A 25,148-nucleotide genomic window follows, 5' to 3' on the forward strand; every position below is an offset into this window, starting at 1 on the left:
CGTTAGAAATAGTGTCAAAATTTTAACCTTTAAAAAACCTCCGTCTACCTTACCACAGATTCCGCGCTTTTTTCAACTTTACGACAAAGCAAAAAACCCGCGCGGGGCGCGGGTTTGAGCGTTCTAACTAGGTGGTTCGGCGCACAAGGCGCGGTACTGCTGGGACGAAGTCCGGTTTAGACGTAGATCGGAAGAACCGGGTTCGTCTGCTCACGGTTGCGGCCGACGGAGAAGATGGCAATCGGAATGCCGGTCAGTTCGCTGACGCGGTTCACGTAATTGCGCGTCGACTCCGGAAGGTCTTCAAGCGTCTTGGCGCCCGTGATGTCTTCGCTCCAGCCCGGCATTTCTTCGTAGACCGCTTCGCATTCGGCCAGCTGCTTGAGGCTTGCCGGGTAATGCGAGATGATCTCGCCGCGGAACTTGTAGCCGGTGCAGATCTTGACCGTATCGAGGCCGGTCAGCACGTCCAGCGAGTTCAGGGACAGGCCCGTGATGCCGCTAACGCGTCTCGCGTGGCGCACGACGACGGTATCGAACCAGCCGACGCGGCGCGGACGGCCGGTAACGGTGCCGTACTCGTGGCCGGTCTCGCGGATCGTGTCGCCGATGGCGTCATGCAGCTCGGTCGGGAAAGGACCGTCGCCGACGCGGGTCGTGTAGGCTTTGGCTACGCCGATAACCTGGTTGATACGTGCCGGGCCGACGCCCGAACCGATGCAGACGCCGCCCGCGGACGGGTTGGACGAAGTGACGAACGGGTACGTGCCTTGGTCGATATCGAGCATGACGCCCTGCGCGCCTTCGAACAGCACTTTTTTGTCCTGATCGATATATTCGTTGAGCACGACCGACGTGTCGCAGACGTAAGGACGCAAAATTTCCGCATACTCCAGATAGTCTTTGAGAATTTGTTCCACGTCGACCGTTCCGCCGCCGTAGACCTGTTCGATCATATGGTTCTTTTCCTTCACCAGATGGCGCAGCTTGAGCTCGAACTCTTCCGCGTCCATAAGGTCCGCCATGCGGATACCGATCCGGGCCGCTTTGTCCATGTAGCACGGGCCGATGCCTTTGCCGGTCGTTCCGATTTTGTTCGGGCCTTTGCGTTCTTCTTCGAGCGCGTCCAGCACCATATGATACGGCATGATGATATGCGCGCGATCGCTGATGGAGAGATTCTTCGTCGTGAAGTCGTTATCGTGAATGTAGTTGATTTCCTCGATCAGCGCTTTCGGGTTGATAACCATCCCGTTGCCGATTACGCAGGCTTTGTCCGTATAGAAAATGCCCGATGGAATCATCGTCAATTTGTATTTTTTGTTTTCGATCAAAATGGTATGGCCCGCGTTGTTGCCGCCTTGATAACGGGCGACCACGTCGGCGCTTTCCGCCAAATAGTCCGTAATCTTGCCTTTGCCTTCGTCTCCCCACTGCGTTCCCACTACGACTACCGTTGACATTTTACATTCCTCCGTGGGTGCCTTTGCACCTTTGTATTGGTCGTCCGTCCTCTATCCCGGCAGGAATTTCGTCAGTGGAAAATACCGGCGGAGAAGCGTGCTAACGGACGAGCGGAGACGGCTTTTGTACGCATTTTTGCCTGAAAAAAAGGACGCAAAACACGAAAAAGCGCTCCTTGCGCTGCTTTAACGCAGCAATCATAGTGTACCAGCCCGTTTTTTCAAAGTCAAATAAATAACGAACGAATTAGAGAGGGAATGAATTTAATGTTCGGAAATGAGAATGGGGAAAAAGAACGTAAAAAAAGCGGAAGAGAAACTCTTCCGCTTGGGGCCGTGCGTATAAAGCCGGCTCTTATGGTCCCTCCCCACGAAGGATGCACAGGCGAGCTTAGCTTAGTATTTGTACGATTGGCCGCCGTCGATCGGGATCACCGCGGCGTTGATGTAATCGGCCTGGTTGGACAGCAGGAAGGCGACGAGGTAAGCGACTTCTTCCGGTTTGCCGTAACGTTTCATCGGGTTCGGCTGAATGAACTCTTCGCCGGCCGCTTCCCAGTCGTCGCCGCCGATTTGGCGCAGCGAGCCTTCGACCATCGGAGTCATGATCGCACCGGGCGCGATCGCTTTGATGCTGATGCCGTATTGGCCGTATTCGATGCCGGAGTTGCGGGTCAGGCCCACGACGCCGTGCTTGCTGGCCGCGTAGCCGGACTGGCTGCCGACTCCGCGGATACCGCCGACGGAAGCCGTGTTGACGATCGAACCGCTGCCCTGTTCCTTCATGATTTTCAGCACGTATTTCATGCCGTAGAAGACGCCGTCCAGATTGATGCTGACGACTTTGTGGAATTCGTCGATGCCGAAATCTTCGGTCAGGTCCTGCTTGCCTTCGATGCCGGCGTTGTTGAAGAATCCGTCGATCCGTCCGAACCGCTCCATCGTCTGGTCGACGTAGCTGCGCACTTCTTCTTCCTTGGCGACGTTCGCCGTCACGATCAGCAGTTCCGCCTGCGGCACGGCTGCGAGAACCTGCTGCTTCGTTTCTTCCAGGCCGTTCGGGTTGAGGTCGACCAGCACGAGCTTGGCGCCTTCTTTGGCGATTTGCAGCGCGGAAGACTGGCCGAGGCCCGAGCCTGCGCCGGTAATGATCACGACTTTATGTTCGAATCTGTTCATAAATAACACGTCCTCTCAGAAGTTGGGGTCCAACAAACACACTTATTAGCACTTACTAACTTTATTATAACACATATGATTTGAATTTGCATTATTGTCTTAGCAAGTTTATAGACCTTTAAATTTATCCTTCCAATTTCCAGAAAAGGGTTTTAATCCATGCGATCCGTTTAAAATAAAAATAACGAAAATCACTTGGTTGGGCATGGGCTTGTACGCAGATGCACGTTACCGGAGCCTTCGAGTCTTTTTTGCAGGAAAAATAAAGCGCCCGATAGGGATTCCGATCCACCAAAGGTCCACCAAAGGCAAAGCGCAGCGGGATTAACGTCCTCAGAGCAGTTATTTGCACGAAAAAAACGTCAAAAGCGTAAATAACGACGCAGATCCACTTATTTTGCGAAAAAAGAAGGATTTCGGTGCCAAACAGGAGGAATAACTGCTTCTACGACGCTATTTGCGCACAGCGTGGACAGGCAGACCGAAATAACGGTCCTCACGCCGCTATTCAAGCGGCAGGCGGACCCAACGACGAAGTTTGCGTACAGCCCCGCCGCCTACCTACAGTCCCCAGTCGTCCCGATCTTTCATCCGCATGAGAAAACAACGAAGAGAAGGTGAAGAAATGACTAAGATTGCTGTCAAAATGCTCGCCAACGCCGTCGTCGTCATCGGATTGACGATGTGGTTCTCCGAAGCGGACTTCGTCAGCGCCCTGATCGTGACCGTCATTCTCGGAGCGCTCGCTTACGTCCTCGGCGATATGCTGATTCTTCCGGCCGCGGGCAATACCGCCGCCACGCTGGGCGATGCCGCCCTGACCTACGTCGTCCTCTGGGCCGCGTCTTCCATGCTCGACTGGAACCTGTCGTACTTCGACATGTTCGTCGTGGCGCTGGTCGTCGGTATTTTCGAATTCTTTTTCCATATTTGGCTGCTGCAAGACGGGATTCCCGGGCGCAAAAATAATGAAGAGCATACGCGGTTTCGTACTCAGCGTTGAGCTTTACCACATAAAAGATAAAGCAAAATTTTCTTTTCGGGTTCGAAGTCCCCTTAAGTTTGACTAGAAAAAGGTCCGCCGGATTCTCCGGCGGACCTTTTTCTATCCCGCAAACGAGTCCGAGTGGGCTCGTTCGTAATTCACGAATTTATTGAAGTTTTTGAGAAACACGAGCTCGACAGTCCCGACGGGGCCGTTCCGCTGCTTGGCGATGATGATCTCGATGATGTTCTTTTTTTCCGTATCGGCATTGTAGTAATCGTCCCGGTACAAGAACGCGACGATATCGGCATCCTGCTCGATCGAGCCGGATTCCCGAAGGTCGGACATCATCGGGCGCTTGTCCTGACGCTGCTCGACGCCCCGGCTGAGCTGGGACAGCGCGATGACCGGAACTTCCAGTTCCCGCGCGATCTGCTTCAGCGTCCGGGAAATGTCGGAGACTTCCTGCTGCCGGTTCTCGCCCGATTTGCCGCGGCCCTGAATCAGCTGCAAATAATCGATGACGATCATGCCGAGGCCTTTTTCCTTTTTGAGCCGGCGGCATTTGGAACGGATATCGGCTACGGTGATCCCCGGCGTGTCGTCGATATAGATTTCGGCTTCGGACAGCGAAGCGATGCCCATCGTCAGCTTGGTCCAATCTTCGTCGCTTTTGAAATCGCCTGTCCGCATGACGCTTGCGTCGAGATTCGCTTCGGCGCAAATCATCCGCTGGACAAGCTGCGCCGCCGACATTTCCAGACTGAAAATAGCCACCGTCTCGCCCGCCCGCACCGACACGTTCTGCGCGACGTTCAGCGCGAACGCCGTTTTGCCGACGGAAGGACGGGCCGCGAGAATGATCAGGTCGTTGCGCTGGAAGCCGGCCGTCATGCCGTCCAGATCGACGAACCCCGACGGAATGCCGGTCGTACCGCCGCCGCCCTGGTTCTGATGCAGCATTTCGACGCGGTCGAACACTTCCATCAGCACGTCGCGAATCGCGACAAAACCGCCGCTTGAGCGGCGGTTGGAAATTTCGAGGATTTTGCGTTCCGCGTCGCTCAGCATCAGGCCGACGTCTTCGCCGCCGGTATATCCTTCGCTGACGATCTGCGTCGCGGTACGGATCAGTCTGCGCAGCATCGCTTTTTCTTCGATCATCTGCGCGTAATACTCGACGTTGGCCGCCGTCGGGACGGCGTGCGCCAGCTTGGACAAATAGCTAACGCCGCCGAGGTCTTCCAGCTGGCCCCTGTCTTTGAGCAGCGAGGTCAGCGTCACCAGATCGATCGGCTGACTCTCTTCCCCGAGTTGGACCATGGCCTCGAATATCATCTGGTGCGACTTGTCGTAGAAATCGTCGGCCGTGATTTTCTCCATGACTGTAATAAGTGCTTCGGCCTGGAGCAGTACCGCGCCAAGCACGGCCTGCTCCGCTTCCAGATTTTGTGGCGGAATCCGGTCGAAAAAGAGATCCTCGCTCATCTTATTCCTCCGAAACCTGAACCTTGAGCGTGGCTTTGACGTCCTTGTGCAGCTTGATCGGAATCTGGATCATGCCCAGCGTCCGGATCGGCTCGTCGAGCTCGATCTTGCGCTTGTCGACTTTGAAGCCCTGCTTGGACAGCGCTTCGCCGATCTGCTTGCTCGTGATGGCGCCGAACAGACGGCCGCCTTCGCCGGATTTGGCGTTGATCTGCACAGTAACGGCTTCCAGCTTTTTGCCGAGTTCGACCGCTTCCTGCTTTTCTTCTTCCTTGCGCTTTTCTTCGGCCGCATGCTGGTTCTCCAGCGTCTTGACGTTGCCCTGCGTAGCCGGCTTCGCCGTTCCGTTCTTGAACAGGAAGTTCTGTGCGTAACCTTCCGATACTTCCTTCACGTCGCCTTTTTTGCCTTGCCCTTTTACGTCTTTGAGAAAAATAACCTTCATTCGAATAGCCCCTCTTCCTTTTCAATATCTTCAAGCACGGCAAGCAGCTTTTTCTCCGCTTCCTGCGGGGAAATGTCGAGCTGCACCGCCGCGTTGGTCAAGTGCCCGCCGCCGCCGAGGCGTTCCATCACGACCTGAACGTTGATCTTGCCGAACGATCGGGCGCTGATGGCCGTCAGGCCGTCGGGACGGCTGCCGATGACGAACGACGCGTTCACGTCCGTCATGTTAAGCAGCGTATCGGCCGCCTGGGCGATCAGCAGCTGCGGAAACTGACGGCCTTCGTCCGTGACCGCAATCGCGACGCCGCCCATGACGACGCGGGCGTTTTTGATAATTTCAGCTTTCGAGATGTACTCGCCCAAATCCTCTTTCAGCATGCGCTGAACGAGAATGGTATCGGCTCCGCTGCGGCGCAGGAAACCTGCGGCTTCGAACGTGCGGGAACCGGTATGCAGCGTAAAATGTTTGGTATCCATCGTGATGCCGGCCAGCAGCGTAGTCGCTTCGAGCGGCGTCAGCGTCATGTTGTCGTGAATGTACTGCAGCAGTTCGGTCACCAGCTCGCTGGCGGAAGACGCGTACGGCTCCAGATAGACGATCACCGCTTCGTTGATAAATTCTTCGCTGCGGCGATGATGGTCGATCACGACGACCTGCTTCGCCCGCTGGACGAGCTTCGGTTCGATCGTCAGCGACTGCTTGTGCGTGTCGACGACGACGAGCAGCGTGCGCTCGGTCATGAGCGCAAGCGCCTCCTCCGGCGTGGCGAAGCGGTCTGCCAGCGTCAGGTCGGCGCGAATACGCTCCATCATCTTCGTGATGGACGGGTTATCCCCGTCCAGGACGATGCTCGCTTCCACTTCGAGCCGGTCGGCCGCTTTGAGCATGCCGATCGCGGCGCCGATCACGTCCATGTCCGGATTCTGGTGACCCATAATCAGGACCCGGTCGCTGCGCTTCATGAGGTCGCGCAGCGCGTGCGCGATAACGCGCGCCCGGACGCGGGTCCGTTTCTCGACGGCGTTGGACCGGCCGCCGTAGAACGACAGGCGCTGTCCGGCTTTGACCGCGGCCTGATCGCCGCCGCGGCCGAGCGCCATGTCGAGACTGGACTGCGCCAGCGCGCCGAGCTCGCTGATCTTCTCGCTGCCGCACGCAAGCCCGATGCTCAGCGTCATCGGCACTTTCAGGTCGCTCGTCGCTTCGCGCACTTCGTCGAGAATGACGAAGCGGCTGTGCTCCAGCTTCTCCAGCGACGCCTGGTTGAGCAGCATCATGTAGCGTTCGCTAGACAACCGGCGCAAATACACTTCGTACTGCCGCGCCCAGCCGTTGATCAGGCTGGTCGCGCGGGCGATCGTCAGCGTGCGCTGCTGATCGTCCATGCCCTGAAACGCTTCTTCGAGATTGTCCAGCACCAGAATGCCCAGCGCCAGACTTTCCTTCTCGTAACGCTCCCGCAGTTCGGCCATTTCGGTCATTTTCTGGAGGTAGACGAGACGTTCTTCCGGATAGACCCGCACGTCGTACGTGTCCGGTCCGACTTCGATCTCCGCCTGGACCAGCTGCAGCGGCTCTTTGGAACCGTCTTTTCGGTCGCGGGTCAACGCGGGCAGCCCCGGCAGCAGTTCCGACAGCGGAAGGCCGACGGCGGTCTCCAGATTGAACAGCTGCGAGAACTGGCGGTTATGCCATTCCACGGCCCGATCGGTATCGTACAGCAGCAGGCCGAACGGCAGACGGTGCGTAATCTCGCCCTCGATGCTGTTCACGCGGTAAGAGAGCGCGGACGTGTATTCGGCAAGTTCTTGCCTGAATTTCAGCTCGGCCCGCAGCATGACGAACACGACGACGAACACGAGGCACAGCGACAGCAGGCCGAGCGGCCAGTTGTAGACCGTGACGAAGATCGTCAGCGCAAGCAGCAGGAGAAGCGCCCAGACGGTCCGATAACCGTACCAGCGTTTCAGCAAAAAGTTTGGCATCGTTTCCTCACCCTATCGTCTAGGTCTCGTAATGAACTCGCGCAGCGGGAACGCCAAGTCGATGATTCCGATGATGCGCATCGGAGGGAAAACGACCGTAACGATTGCTAACAGAATGGAAATTACCCGATGCCACTTCTTGACGTGTCCGAGGAAGAACCAGAAGCCGATTGCCTGCACGATGAAGCAGAACTGGAGCAGCGGAAGCAGGTTGACGGCGGCGGTTCTCCAGAAACCGTCTCCCTGGTTGTACGTAATCAGATCCACGATCAGGACGATAAAATAGTAAAAGATGAGCGCGCGCGGAAGTTTCCATTCGTGCGCGGGCCGAAGTTTCGGCACAGCCGCGCCCATCGCAGCAAGCGTCGGGCGCACGATCGAATGGGTGACGACCGCCAGCACGAACGAACTGACCGTCATGCCGAGCGGAATCATCATGACGGTCTGGTCGGCCAGCGCGAAGATGAAGTCCGGGTCCCATTGGCCGCTCAATACCGGATTCATCTCGGCTACGGCCAACAGCGGATCGAACGTCTGATGCACGAAGTCGCTCACGTAATCCGACAGGTTGAAGCCGAGTACGAGCTTGGCGCCGGCCAGCAGAATCAGCAGCATGCCGAGCAGCGAGCCCATTCCGTAGATGATCGTCTGCAGCGCGGGCGCGCGCTTCTTGTACTGATGTCCCATCACGATGCCGGGCACGAGGAAATACGCGGCCAGAATCAGCGTGTAGGGAGCGAGCGAACCCGAGATAACGCCCAAAATTGCCAACACGGGCGCGACATGCAGCCAAAATACGTTGACACGCAAAGAGGCGTAGAGCACAGCCACCGGAACGACCATCACCAGCAGCGTGATCGCGGACAGCGGCGTTAACAGCGACAGCAGGACAAGCAGGTACAGGATCGCCCACATCGCCGAAGATAAACGCAATTTCAAGTAGATTCACCTCTTGTGCGGATACGAATACCGTTTCCCGAACGGGCGGCATGCGAAATTCCTTATGATCGAAAGTTTGACATTCATTATAGCATATTCGCGGCGCGCGCCGATACCGGGCTCCCGGGACGCGGCGTCAGCGGTTCTGCGCGGCACCGTTATGCTTGGCGACGAAGCTTGCGCAGTATTCGATGATCTGGCTGCGGCGGACGATGCCGATAAAGCGGCCGCGGTCGTCGACGACCGGCACGAAGTTCTGCGTTTTGGACAAATTGATCAGATCGGCCATGTCCGATTCGATCGAGACGGGCTTATTGTTCATGCGCAGCGGCACTTCCTTCAACGTAAAACGTGAAGCGTTCTCAAAAGTGATGCGGCCCTCGGAATGCTTCATATGCCAGAGGATATCTCCTTCGGTCACGGTACCGGCGTATTCGCCTTCCTTGTCGATAATCGGAATGGCGGTGTAGCGGTGATGTTCCATGCGTTCAATAACCTGACGAAGCGTCGCATCGATCGTGACGAACGCAACCTCATGCTTCGGCAGCAGGAAAAAAGCAATATTCATAACGGATTTCTCCTTCTCTATTGTTGAACTCGGCGGCAAATGAATATTCTCCTGTTCATCACCCCGAAAACGGCAGCCTTAATCGCGCCGGATTCCGGTTTGCCGGTCCGCCTTTCTATTATAGCGTAAAGTGGGTGCAGAAAGTAAAAATCAGCGGTTCCGGAAGCGGCCGCTGATGCAGGAATTTCGATTTGCGATTGGGGGTCTTCGCCGCGAAAGGGCCGCGGATTACACGAGTTTGAGCCAGGAAGCGGCCCGCTCCGCGAACGATCCGGAGCGCGCATAGCCGTAGTCGAGCAGACGGCCGGCGGCCTGGAAACTTTTCTCCCGGCTCTCCGCGCCCATAATGACCACGATCAACCGCTGGTCGCCCCGCTGCGCCGTGCCGGCCAGCGAATAACCGTCTTTGTCCGAACCGTAAGCCTTGAGTCCGTCCATGCCGCGGTAGGCATGCGGACCGGCGAAGTCCGGCAGCATCGCGTTGCGGTTCGTCAGGTAGATGCCGCGCGAGCGGATCTCCGTCTGCGTCACCGAGGACATCCGCAGCATCTCCGGATGCGACTGAATCAACTCCCGGCACATCACCGCCGCGTCTTTGGCCGTGATCCGGCTGCCGCCCGGAAGTTCTTGCGCATCGGCGTCCGCTGTTCCCGCCCGGTCGGGCTTGAACAGCGTCGAAGCGGACAAGCCGATCCGGTGCGCTTTCTCGTTCATCATCCAGGCAAACGAAGCTTCAGATCCGGCCGTGTACCGGGCCAAAGCCTGTCCGGCTTCGCCGGAAGACGACACCGCGAGTCCCATGAACAGTTCGTTCAGCGGGATTTTGTCGTCGGCGCGCAGCATCAGCCCGGCATCGGACCGGCTGCCGTGGCCGCTTGAGACCTGCACGGCCTGCTTTTTGCCTCCGACGCGAACGGAATCTTCCCAGTCGACCCGCCCGCTGCGGACGGCGTCGAGGATCAGCCACTGCGTCATCAGCTGCGACATTCCGGCAGCGGGCAGCGCCCGGTCGCCTTCCACCTGCCACAGCACTTTCCCTGTCCGCGCATCGATCAGAACGGCGGCTGCCGCTTCGACTTTGGGACGTCCGGCCAGCAGCTGCTGGGGAATCAGCAGCAGCGCAGCGACCAGCACGACAAGTATGCCTTTTTTCCAAATTCCACCGCTCATGACCCGATCCGCTCCCCTCATTACTTCTATAGACGTACGAAAACGGAATTTAGTCTGCAAAAATCAAAAATTACCCGAATTTTTCGAAAACGACGCTTTTTTCGCGTAATGTTCCCGTTTCGGTTAACCGATTCGCACGCCAAACGCACTCAACCAGAGAGAAGCCGGCGGTGGAAAAACGCACAAAAAAGCCGATATTCGAGCGAATGCTCGAATATCGGCCGGGATTGAGAACGCGTACCCGACGCCGAAGCGGTCAGGCCGAAAGCTCAGGCAAAGTGGCAGGCCACGAAATGTTCGTTGCCCATATTGCGGTACTCCGGCACCTGCTCTTTGCAAATATCCGAAGCGATCGGGCAGCGGGTATGGAACTTGCAGCCGGACGGCGGATTCGCCGGGCTCGGAATATCGCCCTGCAGCACGATGCGTTCGCGCTTGAGCGTCGGGTCCGGCACCGGAATAGCGGACATCAGCGCTTTGGTGTACGGATGCAGCGGATTGCTGAACAGCTCGTCCGTCGGCGCCATTTCCATCATCGTGCCGAGGTACATGACGCCCACGCGGTTGCACAAATGTTCGACCACGCTGAGATCGTGGGAGATGAACAGGTACGTCAGCTGCTTCTCGCGCTGAAGATCGCTCATCAGGTTGATGATCTGTGCCTGGATCGACACGTCGAGCGCGGAGACCGGCTCGTCGGCGACGATGAATTCCGGGTCCATGATCAGCGCGCGGGCGATCCCGATGCGCTGACGCTGGCCGCCCGAAAATTCGTGCGGGAACCGGTCGTAATGGTAATCGGCCAGGCCGCAAATCTTCATCGTCTCGATGACGCGTTCCTTGATGTCCTGGCGGCTGGCGAGGCCGTGATCCAGCAGCGCTTCGCCGATCGCGTCGCCGACTTTGATCCGCGGATTCAGCGAGCTGAACGGGTCCTGGAACACGATCTGCATTTTGGTGCGCATATGGCGCAGCTCGGACTTGGACAGCTTATGCAGGTCGCGCCCTTCGAAGTGAACGCTGCCGTCCGTTTTGTCGTTGAGGCGCAGCAGCGTGCGGCCGATCGTGCTTTTGCCGCAGCCGGACTCGCCGACGAGGCCGAACGATTCGCCTTTGTTGATCGTGAAGGATACGCCGTCGACGGCTTTGACGTCGCCGACGCGGCGCTGGAACACGCCGCCCGTGATCGGGAAGTACTTTTTCAGGTTCTCGACCTGAACGAGGGGTTGGCCGTGTCCGCTGTTAGGCTCTTGCTTCGACTGAACCGGCGTTTCGCTCATTGCGCTGTCCCTCCTCTTCGTACAGCCAGCAGGCCGTCTTGTGTCCGTCCGCATGCGCGCGCAGAGGCGGAGTCTTGACTTTGCAAATCTCCATGCAGAATTCGCAGCGGTCGTGGAAGTGGCAGTTGTCTCCGAGATCGACCGGGTTCGGGACCTGGCCCGGAATCGAATACAGCCGCTCCTGGCGCTGGTTGATGATCGGCTTGGCTTTGAGCAGGCCCTGCGTGTACGGATGCTTCGGTTCCCGGAACAGTTCCAGTACCGACGCTTCTTCGATCACTTTGCCGGCGTACATGACGACGACGAAGTCGGCCATTTCGGCCACGACGCCGAGGTCGTGCGTGATCATCATGATCGCGGTGTTCATCTTGCCTTTGATATCGCGCATCAAGTCGAGAATCTGGGCCTGGATCGTCACGTCGAGCGCCGTGGTCGGCTCGTCGGCGATCAGCAGCTTCGGATTACAGCTCAGCGCGATCGCGATCATGATCCGCTGGCGCATGCCGCCGCTCAGTTCGTGCGGATACGAATCGTAGATTTTCTCGGGACGCGGAATGCCGACCATCGTAATCAGTTCGATCGCGCGCGCCTTCGCTTCTTTGTGGGACATCGTCAAATGGTGCAGCAGCGGTTCGGAGATCTGCTTGCCGATCGTGAAGACCGGGTTCAGGGAAGACATCGGCTCCTGGAAGATCATCGCGATGTCGTTGCCCCGCAGACGGCTCATTTCCTTTTTGCTGAGCTTGAGCAGGTCTTTGCCCTCGAACAGAATCTCGCCGCCGACGATTTTGCCCGGAGGCGATTCGATCAGCTGCATCAAGGACATGGCCGTCACGCTTTTGCCGCAGCCGGACTCGCCGACGACGCAGAGCGTCTCGCCTTCGCGAATGGAAAAACTGACGTCGTTAACCGCTTTGACGGTGCCCGCGGACGTTTTAAAATGGGTCTCGAGGTTTCGGAATGCGACTAGTTCTTTGGCCATTTCGTCTCTCCTACTTTTTCAGTATGGGACTGCTTATCTATTTTTCATTTTCGGATCGAGCGCGTCGCGCAGACCGTCGCCGATCAGGTTGATTGCCGTAACAGTCACAAGGATACAGATGCCGGGAGGAATCCACGTCCACGGTCTTTTGCGGAATTCGATCAGGCTGTTCGCCGCGGTGATCATGTTGCCCCACGACGGCGTAGGCGGAACGACCCCGAGGCCGAGGAAGCTGAGCGCCGATTCGGTCAGGATCGCTCCGGCGACGCCGAGCGTCGCAGAGACGATGATGATCGGCACGGTGTTCGGAAGCAGATGGCGGAAAATTTTCCGGTTGTCGCGCAGGCCCAACGCTTCGGTCGCCTGCATGAACTCCTGCTCGCGCAGCGTCAGGATCTGGCTTCGCACGAGGCGGGCCAGGCCGACCCAGCCGAGCAGGCCGATGATCAGCATCAGGAAGTAAATCCGCTGGCCCGGGTCGACCTTGAGGTCGGACAGGATCGCGCCGAGCGTGATCAGGATCGGCAGCGTCGGCAGGGCGAGGAAAATGTCGGCGATCCGCATGATGATCGTATCGGCGTATTTTCTATAGAAGCCCGCGACCGCGCCGAGCGTGGCGCCGATCGCCACGGAGATCGCCGTTGCCACGAGGCCGACGGTCAGCGAGATTCGTCCGGCCAGCATGACGCGCAGCAGGATGTCGCGGCCGAGCTTGTCGGTACCGAGCCAATACGAAGCGTTCGGCGCCTGGTTTTTGTTGCGGACGTTCGTCTGGTTCAGCTCGTACGGCGAGAACAACGGTCCGACAAAACAAAGCAGGAACATCAGAACGAGAATGAACAGGCCGATCAGAGCCAATTTATTTTTGGAAAACCGCCGGATCGCGATTTTCCACGGAGATTCGGGTTTGACGATTTTGAGCTGCTCCTGAAGCTGCTCCATGCGATTTTGCGGCTGTTCCACTTTCAATCTCCTCCTACTTTAGACGAATTCTCGGGTCGGCAACCCCGTACAGAATATCGGAAATCAGGTTCCCGAGAAGCGTCAATACCGCCAGGAACATCGTGAATCCAAGCATCAGCGGATAATCCCGCAGATTGATCGAAGCCAGATAAATCTGACCGATACCCGGCCAGGTGAAGACGCGTTCGAGGATCATCGCGCCGCCGAACAAGGCAGGCAGTTCGAATCCGAGCAGGGTGATCGCAGGAAGCAGGGCGTTGCGGAAAGCGTGCTTGAAAATGACCGTGCGTTCTTTGAGACCTTTGGCGCGCGCGGTACGAATATAATCCTGGCGCACGACTTCGAGCATGCCGGTGCGGAAATAACGGGTCAATCCGCCGATGCTCAGCGTCGTCATCACCGCTACGGGAAGTACCATATGGCCAGCAACGTCTTTGATGTAAGCCCAACCGCTGGCATTCAATCCGGCCGTTGTCATCCCACCGGTCGGAAATAATTTCAAATCGAGAGCGAAATATTTGATGGCCAGCAGCCCGATGAAGAACGAAGGCAGCGACATCAGCAGGAACACGAGCAGGGTCACGACTTTATCGAAAAACGAATACTGGAATTGCGCGGAAAACACACCGACGAAAGCGGCGATGACCCAACTCAGGATCAACGTGACGAAAGCGATAATGAACGAGTTCCATACATACGTATTGATGACTTCGGTAACGGGCATCTTATGCTGGAACGAATCCCCCAGGTTGCCGGTCAACATGTTTTTGGCCCAAATGAAATATTGCTGTACGGCCGGTTTGTCCAGTCCGTAAATAGCCCGCAGCTGTTCTGCGCGTTCGGCGGACATGTTCGGATTCTGGGATGCGGTGATATAGTCTCCCGGAACCATTTGTGAAATGGCAAAAACAATGATCGATATACCGATCAAAGTCGGGATCATCTGCAGCAGCCGCCGGATGATGTACTGACTCATTGACTCGTCTCCTTCTGGCATATAAATCGATATGCCCAGCTCTCTTGAGCTGAGCATATCGGATGTCCAAATATCGGCCTGGGCCGTCGCTGATTACTGGGCGATTTCGACTTGGTTCAAGCTGTGTTGGTATTCCTTGTAAGGAGTCACGTCCCAGCCGTCGAGTCTGCCGTTGATGGCCAGCATGTTCGTTCTTTGGTACATCAGGATTTCAGGAGCGTCTTCGTTGATCGTTTGGTAAGCTTCGGCATAGATCGCTTTGCGCTTCTCGAGATCCAGCTCTTTTTTGCCTTTTGCGTACAGTTCGTCTACGGCCGGGTTCGAATAGCCGGAGTTGTTCTGCGCGCCGTCCGTGATGTACACGGTCGTGTCCGGGTCCGGAGTCAGGCCCCAGGCGGCGAAGAACATATCGTAGTCGCCTTTGTCTTTTTTCTCCATGATGGCGTTGAAGTCGAGCGTTTCGGTCACGAGCTTGATGCCCAGCGCTTCATAGTTTTCCGTCATGATCGGGATCAGCGCGTCAACGACCGGGTTGTCTGCCGTTGCGGAGAAGTTGATCTCGAATTTCTTGCCGTCTTTTTCGCGGATGCCGTCGGCCCCTACGGTCCAACCGGCTTCGTCGAGCATCGATTTCGCTTTTTCCGGATCGTAGTCGTACGCTTCGATGCCGTCAGCCGTGTAAGCCCACGAAACGTCGGATTGCGGGATGTTGATGACTTCGGCATAAGGACCGTAAGCCGCTTCGACGACTTCGGCGCGGTTCAGACCGAAAGTCAGCGCCTGACGCACGGCTTTGTCGGAGAACAGCGGGTTTTTGTTGTTCATCGCCACATAGCCGTAGCCGTTGTTTTTCAATACGTTGACGTCCAGGAAGCCCATGCTTTTCAGTTCTTCGACGTTGTCTTCGTTAACGGTTACGTTATCGAGATCCGTCTCGCCGGACTGCAGCATCGCCATGTTCGTCGTATCGGTCGTTACTTTGTAGATCAGGTTCGGGATTTTGGCTTTGTCGCCGTAGTAGTTCTCGTTCGCCTGCAGATCCACTTCCTGACCTGCCGTGTACTTCGTCAGCTTGTAAGGACCGGATCCCATCGGCTTGTTGTTGAGCTGCTTGACGCTGCTCAGGTCGCCCTGTTTGTAGCCGGCTCCGTAGTAAGCTTCGGACATCGGTGCTACTGCGCCGAGGTTGATCTGGGTCATCGCGTCGTAATCGCTGACCGTAACGGATACCGTTTTGTCGTCGATGACTTTGATGCCGGAGATTTCCTTGGCTGTGCCTGCGTTGTATTCTTTGGCGCCCACGACGTTCCAGCTCAGCGGATCGGATTGTCCGTCATAGCTCGAATCCATGTACATTTTCATCGTGAACAGGTAATCGTTGGCCGTTACCGGAGTGCCGTCGCTGTATTTCGCGTCGCGCAGGTGGAACGTATATGTTTTGTTGTCTTCGGAAATTTCGATTTCTTCGGCCAGGTCGTTCTCGTACGTGCCGTCAGCTTTGATTTTGATCATGGAAGAGAAGATTGTATCGTCGATGGCTACGTCATACGCCGTCTGTTGGAACAGCGGATTGAATACGCCCTGCGGCGCTACCGTTCCCAGGATGGCCGAATCGGTACGGGCCAATGCGGGAGCCGGGTTCATGCTCATGTCTTCCGCTTCCGTCAGGCCGATCGCGCTTTCGCCGCCTTCCGCAGGTTCGGTTCCGGTCTCGCCTGTCTCTCCGGCGTTATCGGCCGGTGCCGTTGCTTCCGTACCGTTGTCTGCGGGTGCTGCCGCTTCTTCTCCACCGCCGCAAGCAGCCAGAATGGAACCGAAGGCCATAATCGTCACGAGCATCAAAGATAATCTCTTTTTCATGTAGATCCCCCTAATCGAAGTTTAAAAGCTGTAAAAGCTATGAAAATAATCGGAAATCGCGAAGCGCTCTGATTATTTCGTACTAACCTTTGACGACGGGTGACAAGCGGACCGTAACTGCTTCTCTCTGGCGCCAAGTCGGCAGCCTGCCGGAAGATGACTCGTTCGCGGCAATGACGGCTTAGCATAAATGTATAAAACATCTACGGGCCTTTACATTTAACCTTTGGTCGATTCAAAACCGCACCAGGGCTTGCTTTAGCGCATGTCCTTAATGAACCAACGGTAAATTTAATGTAAATACTACGTGTAAAATATACTCACGTCAACACTTTTTTTGCGGTAAAAACCCTTTTTCTCCGATATTTCAAAGTTTAATCTGCATCTTTTATCTCTTTTGTGCATAAAAACACGGATAAATGTACACGAATGAAACCTTTTCGCAACATTCATGCAAGCAAAATTCCTTTTCATGTTAGGTAAACTAACAAATAAGTACGATGCCAGAAAAGATTTGAGAAAGAAGACCGTAAAATAGGGAGTTTTTTCATTTTAGCATACTGCTGGAAAAAGAATAGTCTTTTTTGTCACGGTTCGGTGGCAGGCAGTAGCTTTACGGGTAGAGGCTTTTTAGTTTTCCTTCTATTATAAGAACGTTTCGATATTTGTACAGCTTTTTTTGTCGCGGTAAACGATCTGCCCGAACGCAAAAAAAAGAGACGAACGGCAAAGGCCGATCGTCTCTTGGGCATTGATTCTATTCTGTCGTGTAAGGCAGCAGGGCTACCTGACGCGAACGTTTGATGGCAACAGTCAGCATGCGCTGGTATTTCGCGCTTGTGCCTGTTACACGACGAGGCAAGATTTTGCCGCGCTCGCTGATAAATTTACGGAGCAGGTCCGTATCTTTATAGTCGATGAAAGTGATCTTATTTACAGTGAAATAGCACACTTTACGACGCTTGTTGCGGCCACGACGGCCGCCGCTAGGACGTCTTTCGCCGTCTCCGGCATCACGTTGTCTAAAGCTCATTGTATTCAGTCCTTTCTGTTGTTAGAATGGCAGGTCGTCATCCGAAATATCGATCGGTCTTCCGTCATCGGAAAAAGGATCCTGATTGTTGCTGCTGCCGCCTCCACGAGGAGCTTGGCTGCCGCCGCCGCGATTTCCGCCGCCTCCGCCACCACCGTAAGATGGTTCGGGACGATTTCCGCCGCCGCTATTGCTGCTGCCACTGTTGCCGCCTCCATTGGAAGACGACTCTTCGCGGCCCGATCCGCCGCCGCCTTCGCGGTTCGGCGATTCCAGGAAACGGACATTATCGGCAATAACTTCGGTTACGTATACACGTTTGCCTTCGTTATTCTCGTAGTTCCGTACTTGAATACGGCCTTCCACCGCCGTCAGACGTCCCTTACGCAAGTAGTTTGCGCAGGTCTCCGCCAGTTGGCGCCAGGTGACTACCGGAATGAAGTCCGCTTCGCGTTCTCCACCCTGGCTCGTAAACGGACGGTCGACTGCAATCGTAAACTGGGTTACGGCTACGCCCGCAGGCGTGTACCGCAGCTCAGGGTCACGTGTCAGCCGGCCGATCAAAATGACTCGGTTCAACATCTCGGTCCCCTCCTTTGCCGGTGGAGCCTGTGCCGCGCAGCGGCGAATCCGCCGCGCTTGGCATCAGGCTCTAGGTTCGACGATTACTTCGTTGGTACTGCGGTAATGAGATAGCGGATGACATCATCGGAAATTTTCATGATGCGTTCAAGTTCGAGAATGACTTCCGGCGCTGCCGTAAAGTTAGTCAGAACGTAGAATCCATCACGGAATTTCTTGATCTCATACGCGAGGCGGCGTTTACCCATAGCATCGTGCTTGGTAATTTCGCCGTTACCGTCAGTGATAACGCCAGAAAATTTATTGATAGCAGCGTCTACCGCTTCTTGTTCAACGTCTGGACGAATGATGTACATCACTTCATAGTTACGCATATGTTTCACCTCCTTTTGGTCTAAGGCCCCCAATCGGGTTGGGAGCAAGGAACGGGCTGTAAGCCCGGACCGTATTATTATACCAGACTACTCTGTCGCAAGCAACAGAAACTTCCAGCCCGTAAAAACAAAAAAACGACCCATGGTCGTTAGTCTGAGTAAAATATGGCGGAGAGGGTGGGATTCGAACCCACGCACGCTTTGACACGCCTAACTGATTTCGAGTCAGCCCCCTTGGGCCTCTTGGGTACCTCTCCACGAAGCAAGTTTCACAACAAGATTTATTATATAGTAAGCTGCGGATGAAATCAAGCGCTTTACCGATTTTTTTCGAAAAGTATTTGATGGGGCAAAAAAGCCCGGAATACCGCGGCACTTCGGCTTATCGAAGCGGCCATACGGCGTTCCGGACCTGGTCCCCAAGCCGGCGCGCGGTCTGCGCGCCGTTATTCCTGCCGTTCTTCCGCTTCGGCGGATCTCAGCACTTTCTTCATGTTCTTCTCGAACTTCGCGCGCGGGATCAGGACGCTGTGCTGGCAGCCGGTGCATTTGATGCGGATGTCCATGCCCATGCGAATGATCTCCATTTCGTTGCTGCCGCACGGGTGCGGCTTTTTCATCTGTACGATGTCCCCCAGAGCGAATACTTTGCGTTCCAACCGGACCCCCCCTTTTCCTTACTGCGCCGAATGCGGTTTGTCTTCCGTATTCGGCGTTTTCTCCGCATCCGTCTTCTCGGACTCCGGTTTGCCCGGTCCTTCCGGATTTTGCCGCACCGGCGCCGGTGCCGCTTCCGCTTTGGATGCTTCTTCCGGCTTGGCTTTGGCTTCTTCTTCCGTATGCGCTTTGCGCTCGGATTCTTCGGCCAGCGCCTGCTTAAGCGCATCGTCGCGTTCCATGGCCCGCTTGATCTCTCCGCGGATCATGCTCTCGACCTCCGCCTGGGCATTCGGCGAACAGCTGACCGAGATGCGCAGCGTGTACTCGCCCGTCGTCATCGCCTGCACCCCGAGGATGTTCGGCGGCGCCAATACTTTGGCGTTTTTGTCGTGCACCTTTTCCAGCGAACGGGCTACCAGATGGGTCGCTTCGTCCAGCGGACGTTCCGCGCTCATCGGGATATCGATGACCGCTTTGGCGTCGGCGAGCGAGAAGTTCGTCACGTTCGTAATGATGCCGTTCGGGATGACGTACACTTCCCCGTTCCAGTTGCGCAGCCGCGTCGTCCGCAGGCCGATCACTTCGACCGTGCCTTTGAACGTCGTGATCTGCACGACGTCCCCGACCGCGAACTGATCTTCGAACACGATGAAGAATCCGGTAATAACGTCTTTGACGAGGCTTTGTGCGCCGAAGCCGATTGCGAGGCCGATCACGCCGGCCCCGGCGATCAGCGGAGCCAGATTGTAACCAAGCTCCGAGATGATGAGCAGCATCATCATGAAGTTGAGCACGATGACCACCATATTTTTCAGCAGCTTGCCGATCGTCACGAACCGTCTCGGCTTGACGCGGAACTTGCTGTCGCCGGCGTCTTCTTTTTGCCGCAGCAGCGCCCGGTCGATGATCTTGTACGTCAGGCGGATCGCGATCTGCGCCAGCAGAATGATCAGCACGATGCGCAGCGCCGTATCGGCCAGGCCGATCCAGGTCGCGGCATCCGTCAGCTTGTTCCACAGTCCTTCGGTGAACGACACCGCTTTTTGGACCGAATCGATCGGCGTGCTGGGCTCTTCCGGCACGGCGTTAGCGTCGTTCGTGCCGGTGTCGGTCGTACCTCCCGCTGCCGCGGCCGCAGCCGTTAAGACATTCAAAAATCCATAGCTCATTTCAGCTCTCCTTTCTGACACCGCGCCCGGAGAACATCCCCTTATTACGTAGAGGGGTGTCTTCCGGGCGCGGGCATTTCATTCGAGTCGATTTACACCTGTCGATCGTATCCCGCGCCGTTTTTGCGGAAGATGCCGCGAATCTCGACATGCTCCCGCCGGACGACGGCAAGGACCGGTTCCAGCCCGGATTCGGCAAAAGACAAGCTCATCGCGCAGCCGGCCGTAATCTCTCCGGGCGTCGGAATGAGTTCGAAGCCGATCTGCTGTTCTTCGAGCAGCATCTCGGCGCGCAGCGCCTGCTGGGAAGAATCGAACGCCATTACAAGCAGCTCCCCGTTCACCGCGTTCCCTCCCGGCGTGCCAGTTCGACCGCTTCTTTTTCTTCCGCGGACAGCGCGTACTTCGAAGCGCCCTGCTCAAGCGGCTTGGCGTACACGTAGGAGCTGTCCCGATTGTGCAGGCCGCTGATGACGATGCCGTTGTCCAGCTCGTCGAGCAGCGCGAACGAGAAGCTGAGATCGCTCCCCTGGTCGGAAAAAGCATTGTAGCGCTTCATGCCGAGCTTCGTCTTCGCCATCCGCTGCCGCTGCTCGATCAACGTCATCGCGCGGCGCTGCTTCTCCTGCTCGTCTTCCACCGAATCGGTCTGCATTTTCAAATTCAGCAGCAGCGATTCCAGATCTTCCACGCCCGCGCCCGCCATCATGCGTTCGTAACGCTTGCGCAGCCGGCTCACTTTGACGGACTGGGCCAACACGATGATCAGAAGGAGGATAACCAATACCGCCAGAACGGCCACGACCCCAAATAATTGTTGCGCAATCAACTCATTCAATTCTGCCATGCTTCGACTCTTTCCCTTCTGTCGCTTGTCTAGTGGAAGTTTGTAAAATCGGCGCTTGCGGCTTCCGTCGAATATACGCGCAGGAGGGTGCATTTTCGGTATTTACCCGATTTGAGCGCACCCTACACGGCTGCTCCCACAAGCGGAAGATCCGCTTGGCCGCGCTCGCCCGCTTCGCAAGAGCCGTCTTTTACAAAATTCCCGGTGGATCAACGGGAAACGGAGCGCGCGATTTCCCGAACGGCCTGCGCCAATGCTTCCGTCTCTGTCCCGGTCGTATCGAACCCTACGCTGCTGCGGACCGCCCCGCCGTCGATCGTCTTGGCCGCCCGATGCGCAAGCGGCGTGCAATGATACCCGGCGCGCACGGCAATGCCGTATTCGCGGTCCAGCCGAAAAGCGATCTCGGCGGAATCGATTCCCTGCAGCGTGAAGGAGACGATGCCTGTCCTCGGTTCGCCCGGCTTGGGCCCGAGCAAAGATAGTCCTTCTACAGCGGACAAATGTCCCATTAACTCCTGCGTCAACTCCCATTCCCTGCGCCCGATAACGGACGGCCCTTCCGCCAGCACATGCCGGACTCCCGCTCCCAATCCGGCGATGCCGACCGTGTTGGGCGTGCCCGCTTCGTAGCGGTCGGGACGCACCGAAGGCTGGTCGGCTTCTTCGGATTGGCTGCCTGTTCCGCCGTGGATCAGCGGCAGAAGGTCGATCGACGGATGGATATACAACCCGCCGGTGCCCTGCGGACCGAGCAGCCCTTTGTGCCCGGGAAAAGCCAGCAGGTCGATCCCGAGGCGGCCGACGTCGATATCGAGCACGCCCGCGCTCTGCGCGGCGTCGACCAGCAGTAAGGCTCCGCGGCTGCGCGCGATCTCGGCGATGTCCGCGACAGGAAGAATGCTTCCGAGCAGATTCGAGCTGTGATTGCATACGATCAGCCGCGTGTTTGCCCGGCAGAGCGCCGACAGCCCGTCCAGATCGATCCGCCCCGCTTCGTCCGCCGGTACGTAATCGACCTGCACACCGCATTCCCGCCGCATATACTCCAGCGGACGGCGCACGGAATTGTGCTCGGTCATCGTGGAGATGACGTGGTCGCCCGGACGCAGCAGTCCTTTGATCGCCTGGTTGAGCGCTGCCGTCGTATTCGGCATGAAGACGATATCGCTCGGATTCGGCACGCCGAACAGCCGGCCGAGCAGCATGCGCGTGCGTACGAGCACCCGGCCGGCCGAGACCGCCATGCGATGGCCGCCCCGTCCCGGGTTAGCCGCTTCTTCGCGCATCGAATGCTCCATGGCCGCAAGCACGGAAGCCGGCTTCGGCCAGGAAGTCGCCGCATGATCCAGATAGATCACCGGCTTGTCGGTCTGTTCCATGTTCGGCTTCCCTCCCTTCCGTGTATTCCGTATATAATGAAGGAATTTTTTCGCGGATCGAATCCGTTCTTCGGATCAACGCGGATTGTATGGCGGCGGCTTCTGGCCGTGGACTTTATTGCAGCAGATCAAGCAGCCGCTGCAAATCCTGCTGGTCGTAATAACTCAGTTCGATCTTACCTTTTTCTTTGCTGCCCGGTTTGATCTTGACCGTCGTCTTGAAATGTTCGCGCAGCGAATCTTCCACGTCGGCGATGTACGGATCGCGCTTTTTCGTTTTGTTTTTCACCGTGCCGCCGGATTTCGTGCCCAGTTCCTGCACCGCTTCTTCCAGCTCCCGCACGCTCCAGCCTTCGCGCATCGCTTTTTCGGCAAGCTCGATTTGGAACGCCGGATTTTTGAGGCCGACGATCGCTTTCGCATGGCCCATCGAGAGCGTTCCACGTGAAACATGCTCTTTCACTTCGTCCGGCAGCGACAGCAGCCGCAGAAAATTCGCGATATGCGAACGGGACTTGCCGACTTTGGCGGACAGCTCTTCCTGCGTCATTTTGAACTCGTCCATCAGCGACTGGTAAGCGACCGCGATCTCCATCGCGTTCAGATTTTCCCGCTGCACGTTCTCGATCAGCGCGATCTCCATCACCTGCTGATCGCTAAACTCGCGCACGACAGCCGGAATACGGCTTTTGCCCGCCAGCGCCGAAGCGCGTGTCCGGCGTTCGCCGGCGATGATCTCGTAGCCTCTGAGCACGCTGCGCACGATGATCGGCTGGATCACGCCGTGCTGGCGGATCGATTCGGCCAGTTCGCGCAGCCCGTCTTCGTCGAAGTGATGCCGCGGCTGATACGGATTGGCGCGCAGCCGGTCCAGCGGAATATCGACGATCGGATCGTTTTCCCCTACCGATAACGAAGGGATAAGCGCATCCAGCCCGCGGCCGAGCCCTTTGCCGATTTTTTTATTCATTGATCAACACTTCCTCTGCCAGCTCCATATAGTGCGCCGCTCCCTTGGACCGGGGATCGTAGGTCATGATGGTCTGGCCGTGCGAAGGCGCTTCGCTCAGACGCACGTTGCGCGGAATGATCGTCTCGTATACTTTGTCCTGAAAATACTTCTTCACTTCTTCGATGACCTGCAGGCCGAGATTGGTCCGCGCGTCGAGCATCGTCAGCAGCACGCCTTCGATCTGGAGCTCCGTATTGAGATGCTTCTGTACGAGACGCACCGTGTTGAGCAGTTGGCTCAAGCCTTCCAGCGCGTAATATTCGCATTGGATCGGAATCAGGACCGAGTCGGCGGCCGTCAGCGAGTTGATCGTCAGGATACCCAGAGAGGGCGGGCAATCGATGATGACGTAATCGTAGTCCTGTCTGACCGCATGGATACTTTTCTTGAGCCGAAGTTCCCGCGAGACGATCGGTACCAGCTCGATCTCCGCGCCGGCGAGTTGAATCGTGGCGGGAATAACGTCGAGCCCTGCGATCGGCGTAGGCACGATCACTTCCCGGGGATCGGCTTCGTTGATCAGAATATCATAGATACACCGTTCTACGTCGGCTTTATTGATGCCGACCCCGCTTGTCGTGTTGCCCTGCGGATCGGTATCGATCAGCAGCACGCGCTTGCCCAGCTTGGCCAGGCCCGCGCTCAGATTGACAGACGTCGTCGTCTTGCCGACTCCGCCTTTCTGGTTGGCGATTGCTATGATTTTGGACAATCGGATTCACCTCGGTTGGCATTTGATTTCCGCAATCAGGTCTGCTTCGGAATCCGAATCACGATTTCGTAGTGATCCCCCTGGTCGGCTTCCGTCGTGCGAATATCCAGGCCCGATCCGGATACCATGTCGATCGACTGACGGATCGTGTTCAGCGCAAGCCGCACGTCTTTGGTGTAGGAGACGCGCTTGGACTTTTTGACCGGCACGGCTTCTTTGTAAAAAGCGACCCGGGCTTCCGTCTGTTTCACGTTCAGCTCTTTGTCGACGATTTCTTTCAGCAGCTTGAGTTGAAGTTCGCCGCTGCCGAGCGGCAGCAGCGCGCGGGCATGGCGTTCCGTAATTTTGCGCTCCATCAGCGCCAGCTTGACCGGCTCCGGCAGCTGCAGCAGGCGCAGCTTGTTGGCGATCGTCGATTGGCTTTTGCCGAGACGCTGGGCCAGGCTTTCCTGGGTCAGCTGATGCAGCTCGATCAGCTTCTCGTAAGCGGCCGCTTCTTCGATCGCCGTCAGCCCTTCGCGCTGCAAATTTTCGATCAGCGCGATCGAAGCCGTCTGCGAATCGTTGAACTCGCGCACGATCGCCGGAACGGCCGGAAGGCCGAGCTTCCGCACGGCGCGCCAGCGCCGTTCGCCGGCGATGATCTCGTACTTGCCGCCGCGCAGGCGAACGACGATCGGCTGAATGACGCCGTGCGTTCGAATCGTCTGGCACAGCTCTTCGATCTTGGCTTCGTCGAAGATCGTTCGCGGCTGGTAAGGACTGCTCACGATCTCGTCGATCGGGATCTGTTTGACTTCGTCTCCGGCCGAACGTTCCGTCAGCCCGAATAACCTGGAAAATTGCTCTTTCATTCCGAACATGACCACCCATTCCGGGAAAACGGCATGATGCGCCGGCGTTCCCAAGAAATTTCAACTCCCGGCCCGGCCGGGCAGCGATCTCTGCGGAGTCCGGCCGCCGATGCGTTCCCCCCGCATCTTGGGCTGCCGTCTTTTTCCGCCGGATCTGCCGTCCGCCAAGCCTGCTCCTGCCGTCTTTTGCAGCGTGTATCTTTGTTCCAACCGGCGGTCTGGACCCCCGTTTCTTCC

At 56.9% G+C, this 25,148-nt stretch carries 25 protein-coding genes and 1 tRNA gene; 1 reads left to right on the forward strand and 25 read right to left on the reverse strand.

Annotation, left to right across the window (positions count from 1 at the left end; all coding sequences use genetic code 11):
* Positions 1 to 176: 176 nt before the first annotated feature.
* Positions 177 to 1,463 carry an adenylosuccinate synthase gene (locus tag FFV09_RS10465; RefSeq protein WP_141447784.1) on the reverse strand — a complete coding sequence of 429 codons (1,287 nt, stop codon included), beginning with the start codon at positions 1,461 to 1,463 and terminating at the stop codon, positions 177 to 179.
* A 396-nt stretch (positions 1,464 to 1,859) separates the two neighbouring features.
* Positions 1,860 to 2,642: an SDR family oxidoreductase gene (locus tag FFV09_RS10470; protein ID WP_141447785.1), complete on the reverse strand. Its 783-nt coding sequence runs from the start codon at positions 2,640 to 2,642 to the stop codon at positions 1,860 to 1,862.
* A gap of 625 nt (positions 2,643 to 3,267) precedes the next feature.
* Between FFV09_RS10470 and FFV09_RS10475 the strand changes: the two genes are divergently transcribed.
* Positions 3,268 to 3,645 carry a DUF2512 family protein gene (locus tag FFV09_RS10475; RefSeq protein WP_141447786.1) on the forward strand — a complete coding sequence of 126 codons (378 nt, stop codon included), beginning with the start codon at positions 3,268 to 3,270 and terminating at the stop codon, positions 3,643 to 3,645.
* 102 nt (positions 3,646 to 3,747) lie between these two features.
* On the opposite strand, the gene dnaB is transcribed toward FFV09_RS10475, so the two are convergent.
* The 23 genes from dnaB to noc all read right to left on the reverse strand — a co-directional run bounded on the left by dnaB (position 3,748) and on the right by noc (position 24,911).
* Positions 3,748 to 5,115, reverse strand: coding sequence for a replicative DNA helicase (gene dnaB / locus FFV09_RS10480; RefSeq protein ID WP_141447787.1), 1,368 nt, complete (start codon positions 5,113 to 5,115; stop codon positions 3,748 to 3,750).
* A gap of 1 nt (position 5,116) precedes the next feature.
* Positions 5,117 to 5,560: a 50S ribosomal protein L9 gene (rplI, locus tag FFV09_RS10485; protein WP_141447788.1), complete on the reverse strand. Its 444-nt coding sequence runs from the start codon at positions 5,558 to 5,560 to the stop codon at positions 5,117 to 5,119.
* A complete protein-coding gene (locus tag FFV09_RS10490; RefSeq protein ID WP_141447789.1) occupies positions 5,557 to 7,548 on the reverse strand; it encodes a DHH family phosphoesterase in 1,992 nt (663 codons plus the stop codon). Before FFV09_RS10490 ends, rplI begins: the two co-directional genes overlap by 4 nt.
* Before the next feature lie 12 nt (positions 7,549 to 7,560).
* Entirely contained in the window at positions 7,561 to 8,487 is a 927-nt protein-coding gene (locus tag FFV09_RS10495; RefSeq protein ID WP_141447790.1) for a DUF2232 domain-containing protein, read from the reverse strand.
* A gap of 136 nt (positions 8,488 to 8,623) precedes the next feature.
* On the reverse strand, positions 8,624 to 9,055 hold the full coding sequence (locus tag FFV09_RS10500) for a CBS domain-containing protein (protein WP_141447791.1): 432 nt from the start codon (positions 9,053 to 9,055) through the stop codon (positions 8,624 to 8,626).
* Between the two features lie 228 nt (positions 9,056 to 9,283).
* Entirely contained in the window at positions 9,284 to 10,225 is a 942-nt protein-coding gene (locus tag FFV09_RS10505) for a D-alanyl-D-alanine carboxypeptidase family protein (protein ID WP_170314992.1), read from the reverse strand.
* Between the two features lie 269 nt (positions 10,226 to 10,494).
* The gene (locus FFV09_RS10510) at positions 10,495 to 11,505 is read right to left on the reverse strand and encodes an ABC transporter ATP-binding protein (RefSeq protein ID WP_141447793.1); all 1,011 of its coding nucleotides are present in this window, start codon (positions 11,503 to 11,505) and stop codon (positions 10,495 to 10,497) included.
* Entirely contained in the window at positions 11,468 to 12,487 is a 1,020-nt protein-coding gene (locus FFV09_RS10515) for an ABC transporter ATP-binding protein (protein WP_141447794.1), read from the reverse strand. Before FFV09_RS10515 ends, FFV09_RS10510 begins: the two co-directional genes overlap by 38 nt.
* 33 nt (positions 12,488 to 12,520) lie before the next feature.
* Entirely contained in the window at positions 12,521 to 13,429 is a 909-nt protein-coding gene (gene opp4C, locus FFV09_RS10520) for an oligopeptide ABC transporter permease (RefSeq protein ID WP_141450426.1), read from the reverse strand.
* A 34-nt stretch (positions 13,430 to 13,463) separates the two neighbouring features.
* Entirely contained in the window at positions 13,464 to 14,426 is a 963-nt protein-coding gene (locus FFV09_RS10525; RefSeq protein ID WP_141447795.1) for an ABC transporter permease, read from the reverse strand.
* A 93-nt stretch (positions 14,427 to 14,519) separates the two neighbouring features.
* A complete protein-coding gene (locus FFV09_RS10530) occupies positions 14,520 to 16,286 on the reverse strand; it encodes an ABC transporter substrate-binding protein (RefSeq protein ID WP_141447796.1) in 1,767 nt (588 codons plus the stop codon).
* A gap of 757 nt (positions 16,287 to 17,043) precedes the next feature.
* Entirely contained in the window at positions 17,044 to 17,319 is a 276-nt protein-coding gene (rpsR, locus tag FFV09_RS10535) for a 30S ribosomal protein S18 (RefSeq protein WP_018976953.1), read from the reverse strand.
* Between the two features lie 21 nt (positions 17,320 to 17,340).
* Entirely contained in the window at positions 17,341 to 17,901 is a 561-nt protein-coding gene (gene ssb, locus FFV09_RS10540; RefSeq protein ID WP_141447797.1) for a single-stranded DNA-binding protein, read from the reverse strand.
* Between the two features lie 83 nt (positions 17,902 to 17,984).
* Positions 17,985 to 18,275 carry a 30S ribosomal protein S6 gene (gene rpsF / locus FFV09_RS10545; protein ID WP_141447798.1) on the reverse strand — a complete coding sequence of 97 codons (291 nt, stop codon included), beginning with the start codon at positions 18,273 to 18,275 and terminating at the stop codon, positions 17,985 to 17,987.
* A gap of 166 nt (positions 18,276 to 18,441) precedes the next feature.
* Positions 18,442 to 18,532: transfer RNA gene (locus FFV09_RS10550), tRNA-Ser, on the reverse strand.
* A gap of 189 nt (positions 18,533 to 18,721) precedes the next feature.
* Entirely contained in the window at positions 18,722 to 18,934 is a 213-nt protein-coding gene (locus FFV09_RS10555) for a DUF951 domain-containing protein (protein ID WP_141447799.1), read from the reverse strand.
* A gap of 18 nt (positions 18,935 to 18,952) precedes the next feature.
* Positions 18,953 to 20,104 (reverse strand): mechanosensitive ion channel family protein, encoded by a 1,152-nt coding sequence (locus FFV09_RS10560; RefSeq protein ID WP_141447800.1) that lies wholly within the window; start codon positions 20,102 to 20,104, stop codon positions 18,953 to 18,955.
* A 92-nt stretch (positions 20,105 to 20,196) separates the two neighbouring features.
* Positions 20,197 to 20,448, reverse strand: a complete 252-nt coding sequence (locus FFV09_RS10565) for a putative Se/S carrier protein (protein WP_246098525.1) — start codon at positions 20,446 to 20,448, stop codon at positions 20,197 to 20,199.
* A complete protein-coding gene (locus FFV09_RS10570; RefSeq protein ID WP_141447801.1) occupies positions 20,445 to 20,951 on the reverse strand; it encodes a DUF4446 family protein in 507 nt (168 codons plus the stop codon). Before FFV09_RS10570 ends, FFV09_RS10565 begins: the two co-directional genes overlap by 4 nt.
* A 209-nt stretch (positions 20,952 to 21,160) precedes the next feature.
* Positions 21,161 to 22,333 (reverse strand): aminotransferase class V-fold PLP-dependent enzyme, encoded by a 1,173-nt coding sequence (locus FFV09_RS10575; protein WP_141447802.1) that lies wholly within the window; start codon positions 22,331 to 22,333, stop codon positions 21,161 to 21,163.
* 115 nt (positions 22,334 to 22,448) lie between these two features.
* Complete coding sequence (locus FFV09_RS10580; protein WP_141450428.1) at positions 22,449 to 23,291, reverse strand: ParB/RepB/Spo0J family partition protein; 843 nt, start codon at positions 23,289 to 23,291, stop codon at positions 22,449 to 22,451.
* Positions 23,292 to 23,295: 4 nt separating this feature from the next.
* Positions 23,296 to 24,057: a ParA family protein gene (locus FFV09_RS10585; RefSeq protein WP_141447803.1), complete on the reverse strand. Its 762-nt coding sequence runs from the start codon at positions 24,055 to 24,057 to the stop codon at positions 23,296 to 23,298.
* Positions 24,058 to 24,092: 35 nt separating this feature from the next.
* A complete protein-coding gene (noc, locus tag FFV09_RS10590) occupies positions 24,093 to 24,911 on the reverse strand; it encodes a nucleoid occlusion protein (RefSeq protein ID WP_141447804.1) in 819 nt (272 codons plus the stop codon).
* Between the last annotated feature and the right edge of the window lie 237 nt (positions 24,912 to 25,148).

This window comes from Saccharibacillus brassicae (genome assembly GCF_006542275.1).
Taxonomy (GTDB): domain Bacteria; phylum Bacillota; class Bacilli; order Paenibacillales; family Paenibacillaceae; genus Saccharibacillus; species Saccharibacillus brassicae.

Bases quoted from the DNA above. Each gene is read 5' to 3' on its own strand.
- opp4C (WP_141450426.1), bottom strand. From the start codon at position 13,429: ATGGAGCAGCTTCAGGAGCAGCTCAAAATCGTCAAACCCGAATCTCCG.
- FFV09_RS10510 (WP_141447793.1), bottom strand. From the start codon at position 11,505: ATGAGCGAAACGCCGGTTCAGTCGAAGCAAGAGCCTAACAGCGGACAC.
- FFV09_RS10560 (WP_141447800.1), bottom strand. From the start codon at position 20,104: ATGAGCTATGGATTTTTGAATGTCTTAACGGCTGCGGCCGCGGCAGCG.
- rpsR (WP_018976953.1), bottom strand. From the start codon at position 17,319: ATGAGCTTTAGACAACGTGATGCCGGAGACGGCGAAAGACGTCCTAGC.
- rplI (WP_141447788.1), bottom strand. From the start codon at position 5,560: ATGAAGGTTATTTTTCTCAAAGACGTAAAAGGGCAAGGCAAAAAAGGC.
- FFV09_RS10525 (WP_141447795.1), bottom strand. From the start codon at position 14,426: ATGAGTCAGTACATCATCCGGCGGCTGCTGCAGATGATCCCGACTTTG.
- FFV09_RS10500 (WP_141447791.1), bottom strand. From the start codon at position 9,055: ATGAATATTGCTTTTTTCCTGCTGCCGAAGCATGAGGTTGCGTTCGTC.
- FFV09_RS10490 (WP_141447789.1), bottom strand. From the start codon at position 7,548: ATGCCAAACTTTTTGCTGAAACGCTGGTACGGTTATCGGACCGTCTGG.
- dnaB (WP_141447787.1), bottom strand. From the start codon at position 5,115: ATGAGCGAGGATCTCTTTTTCGACCGGATTCCGCCACAAAATCTGGAA.
- FFV09_RS10570 (WP_141447801.1), bottom strand. From the start codon at position 20,951: ATGGCAGAATTGAATGAGTTGATTGCGCAACAATTATTTGGGGTCGTG.
- ssb (WP_141447797.1), bottom strand. From the start codon at position 17,901: ATGTTGAACCGAGTCATTTTGATCGGCCGGCTGACACGTGACCCTGAG.
- FFV09_RS10530 (WP_141447796.1), bottom strand. From the start codon at position 16,286: ATGAAAAAGAGATTATCTTTGATGCTCGTGACGATTATGGCCTTCGGT.
- FFV09_RS10470 (WP_141447785.1), bottom strand. From the start codon at position 2,642: ATGAACAGATTCGAACATAAAGTCGTGATCATTACCGGCGCAGGCTCG.
- FFV09_RS10505 (WP_170314992.1), bottom strand. From the start codon at position 10,225: ATGAGCGGTGGAATTTGGAAAAAAGGCATACTTGTCGTGCTGGTCGCT.
- noc (WP_141447804.1), bottom strand. From the start codon at position 24,911: ATGAAAGAGCAATTTTCCAGGTTATTCGGGCTGACGGAACGTTCGGCC.
- rpsF (WP_141447798.1), bottom strand. From the start codon at position 18,275: ATGCGTAACTATGAAGTGATGTACATCATTCGTCCAGACGTTGAACAA.
- FFV09_RS10515 (WP_141447794.1), bottom strand. From the start codon at position 12,487: ATGGCCAAAGAACTAGTCGCATTCCGAAACCTCGAGACCCATTTTAAA.
- FFV09_RS10465 (WP_141447784.1), bottom strand. From the start codon at position 1,463: ATGTCAACGGTAGTCGTAGTGGGAACGCAGTGGGGAGACGAAGGCAAA.
- FFV09_RS10475 (WP_141447786.1), top strand. From the start codon at position 3,268: ATGACTAAGATTGCTGTCAAAATGCTCGCCAACGCCGTCGTCGTCATC.
- FFV09_RS10575 (WP_141447802.1), bottom strand. From the start codon at position 22,333: ATGGAACAGACCGACAAGCCGGTGATCTATCTGGATCATGCGGCGACT.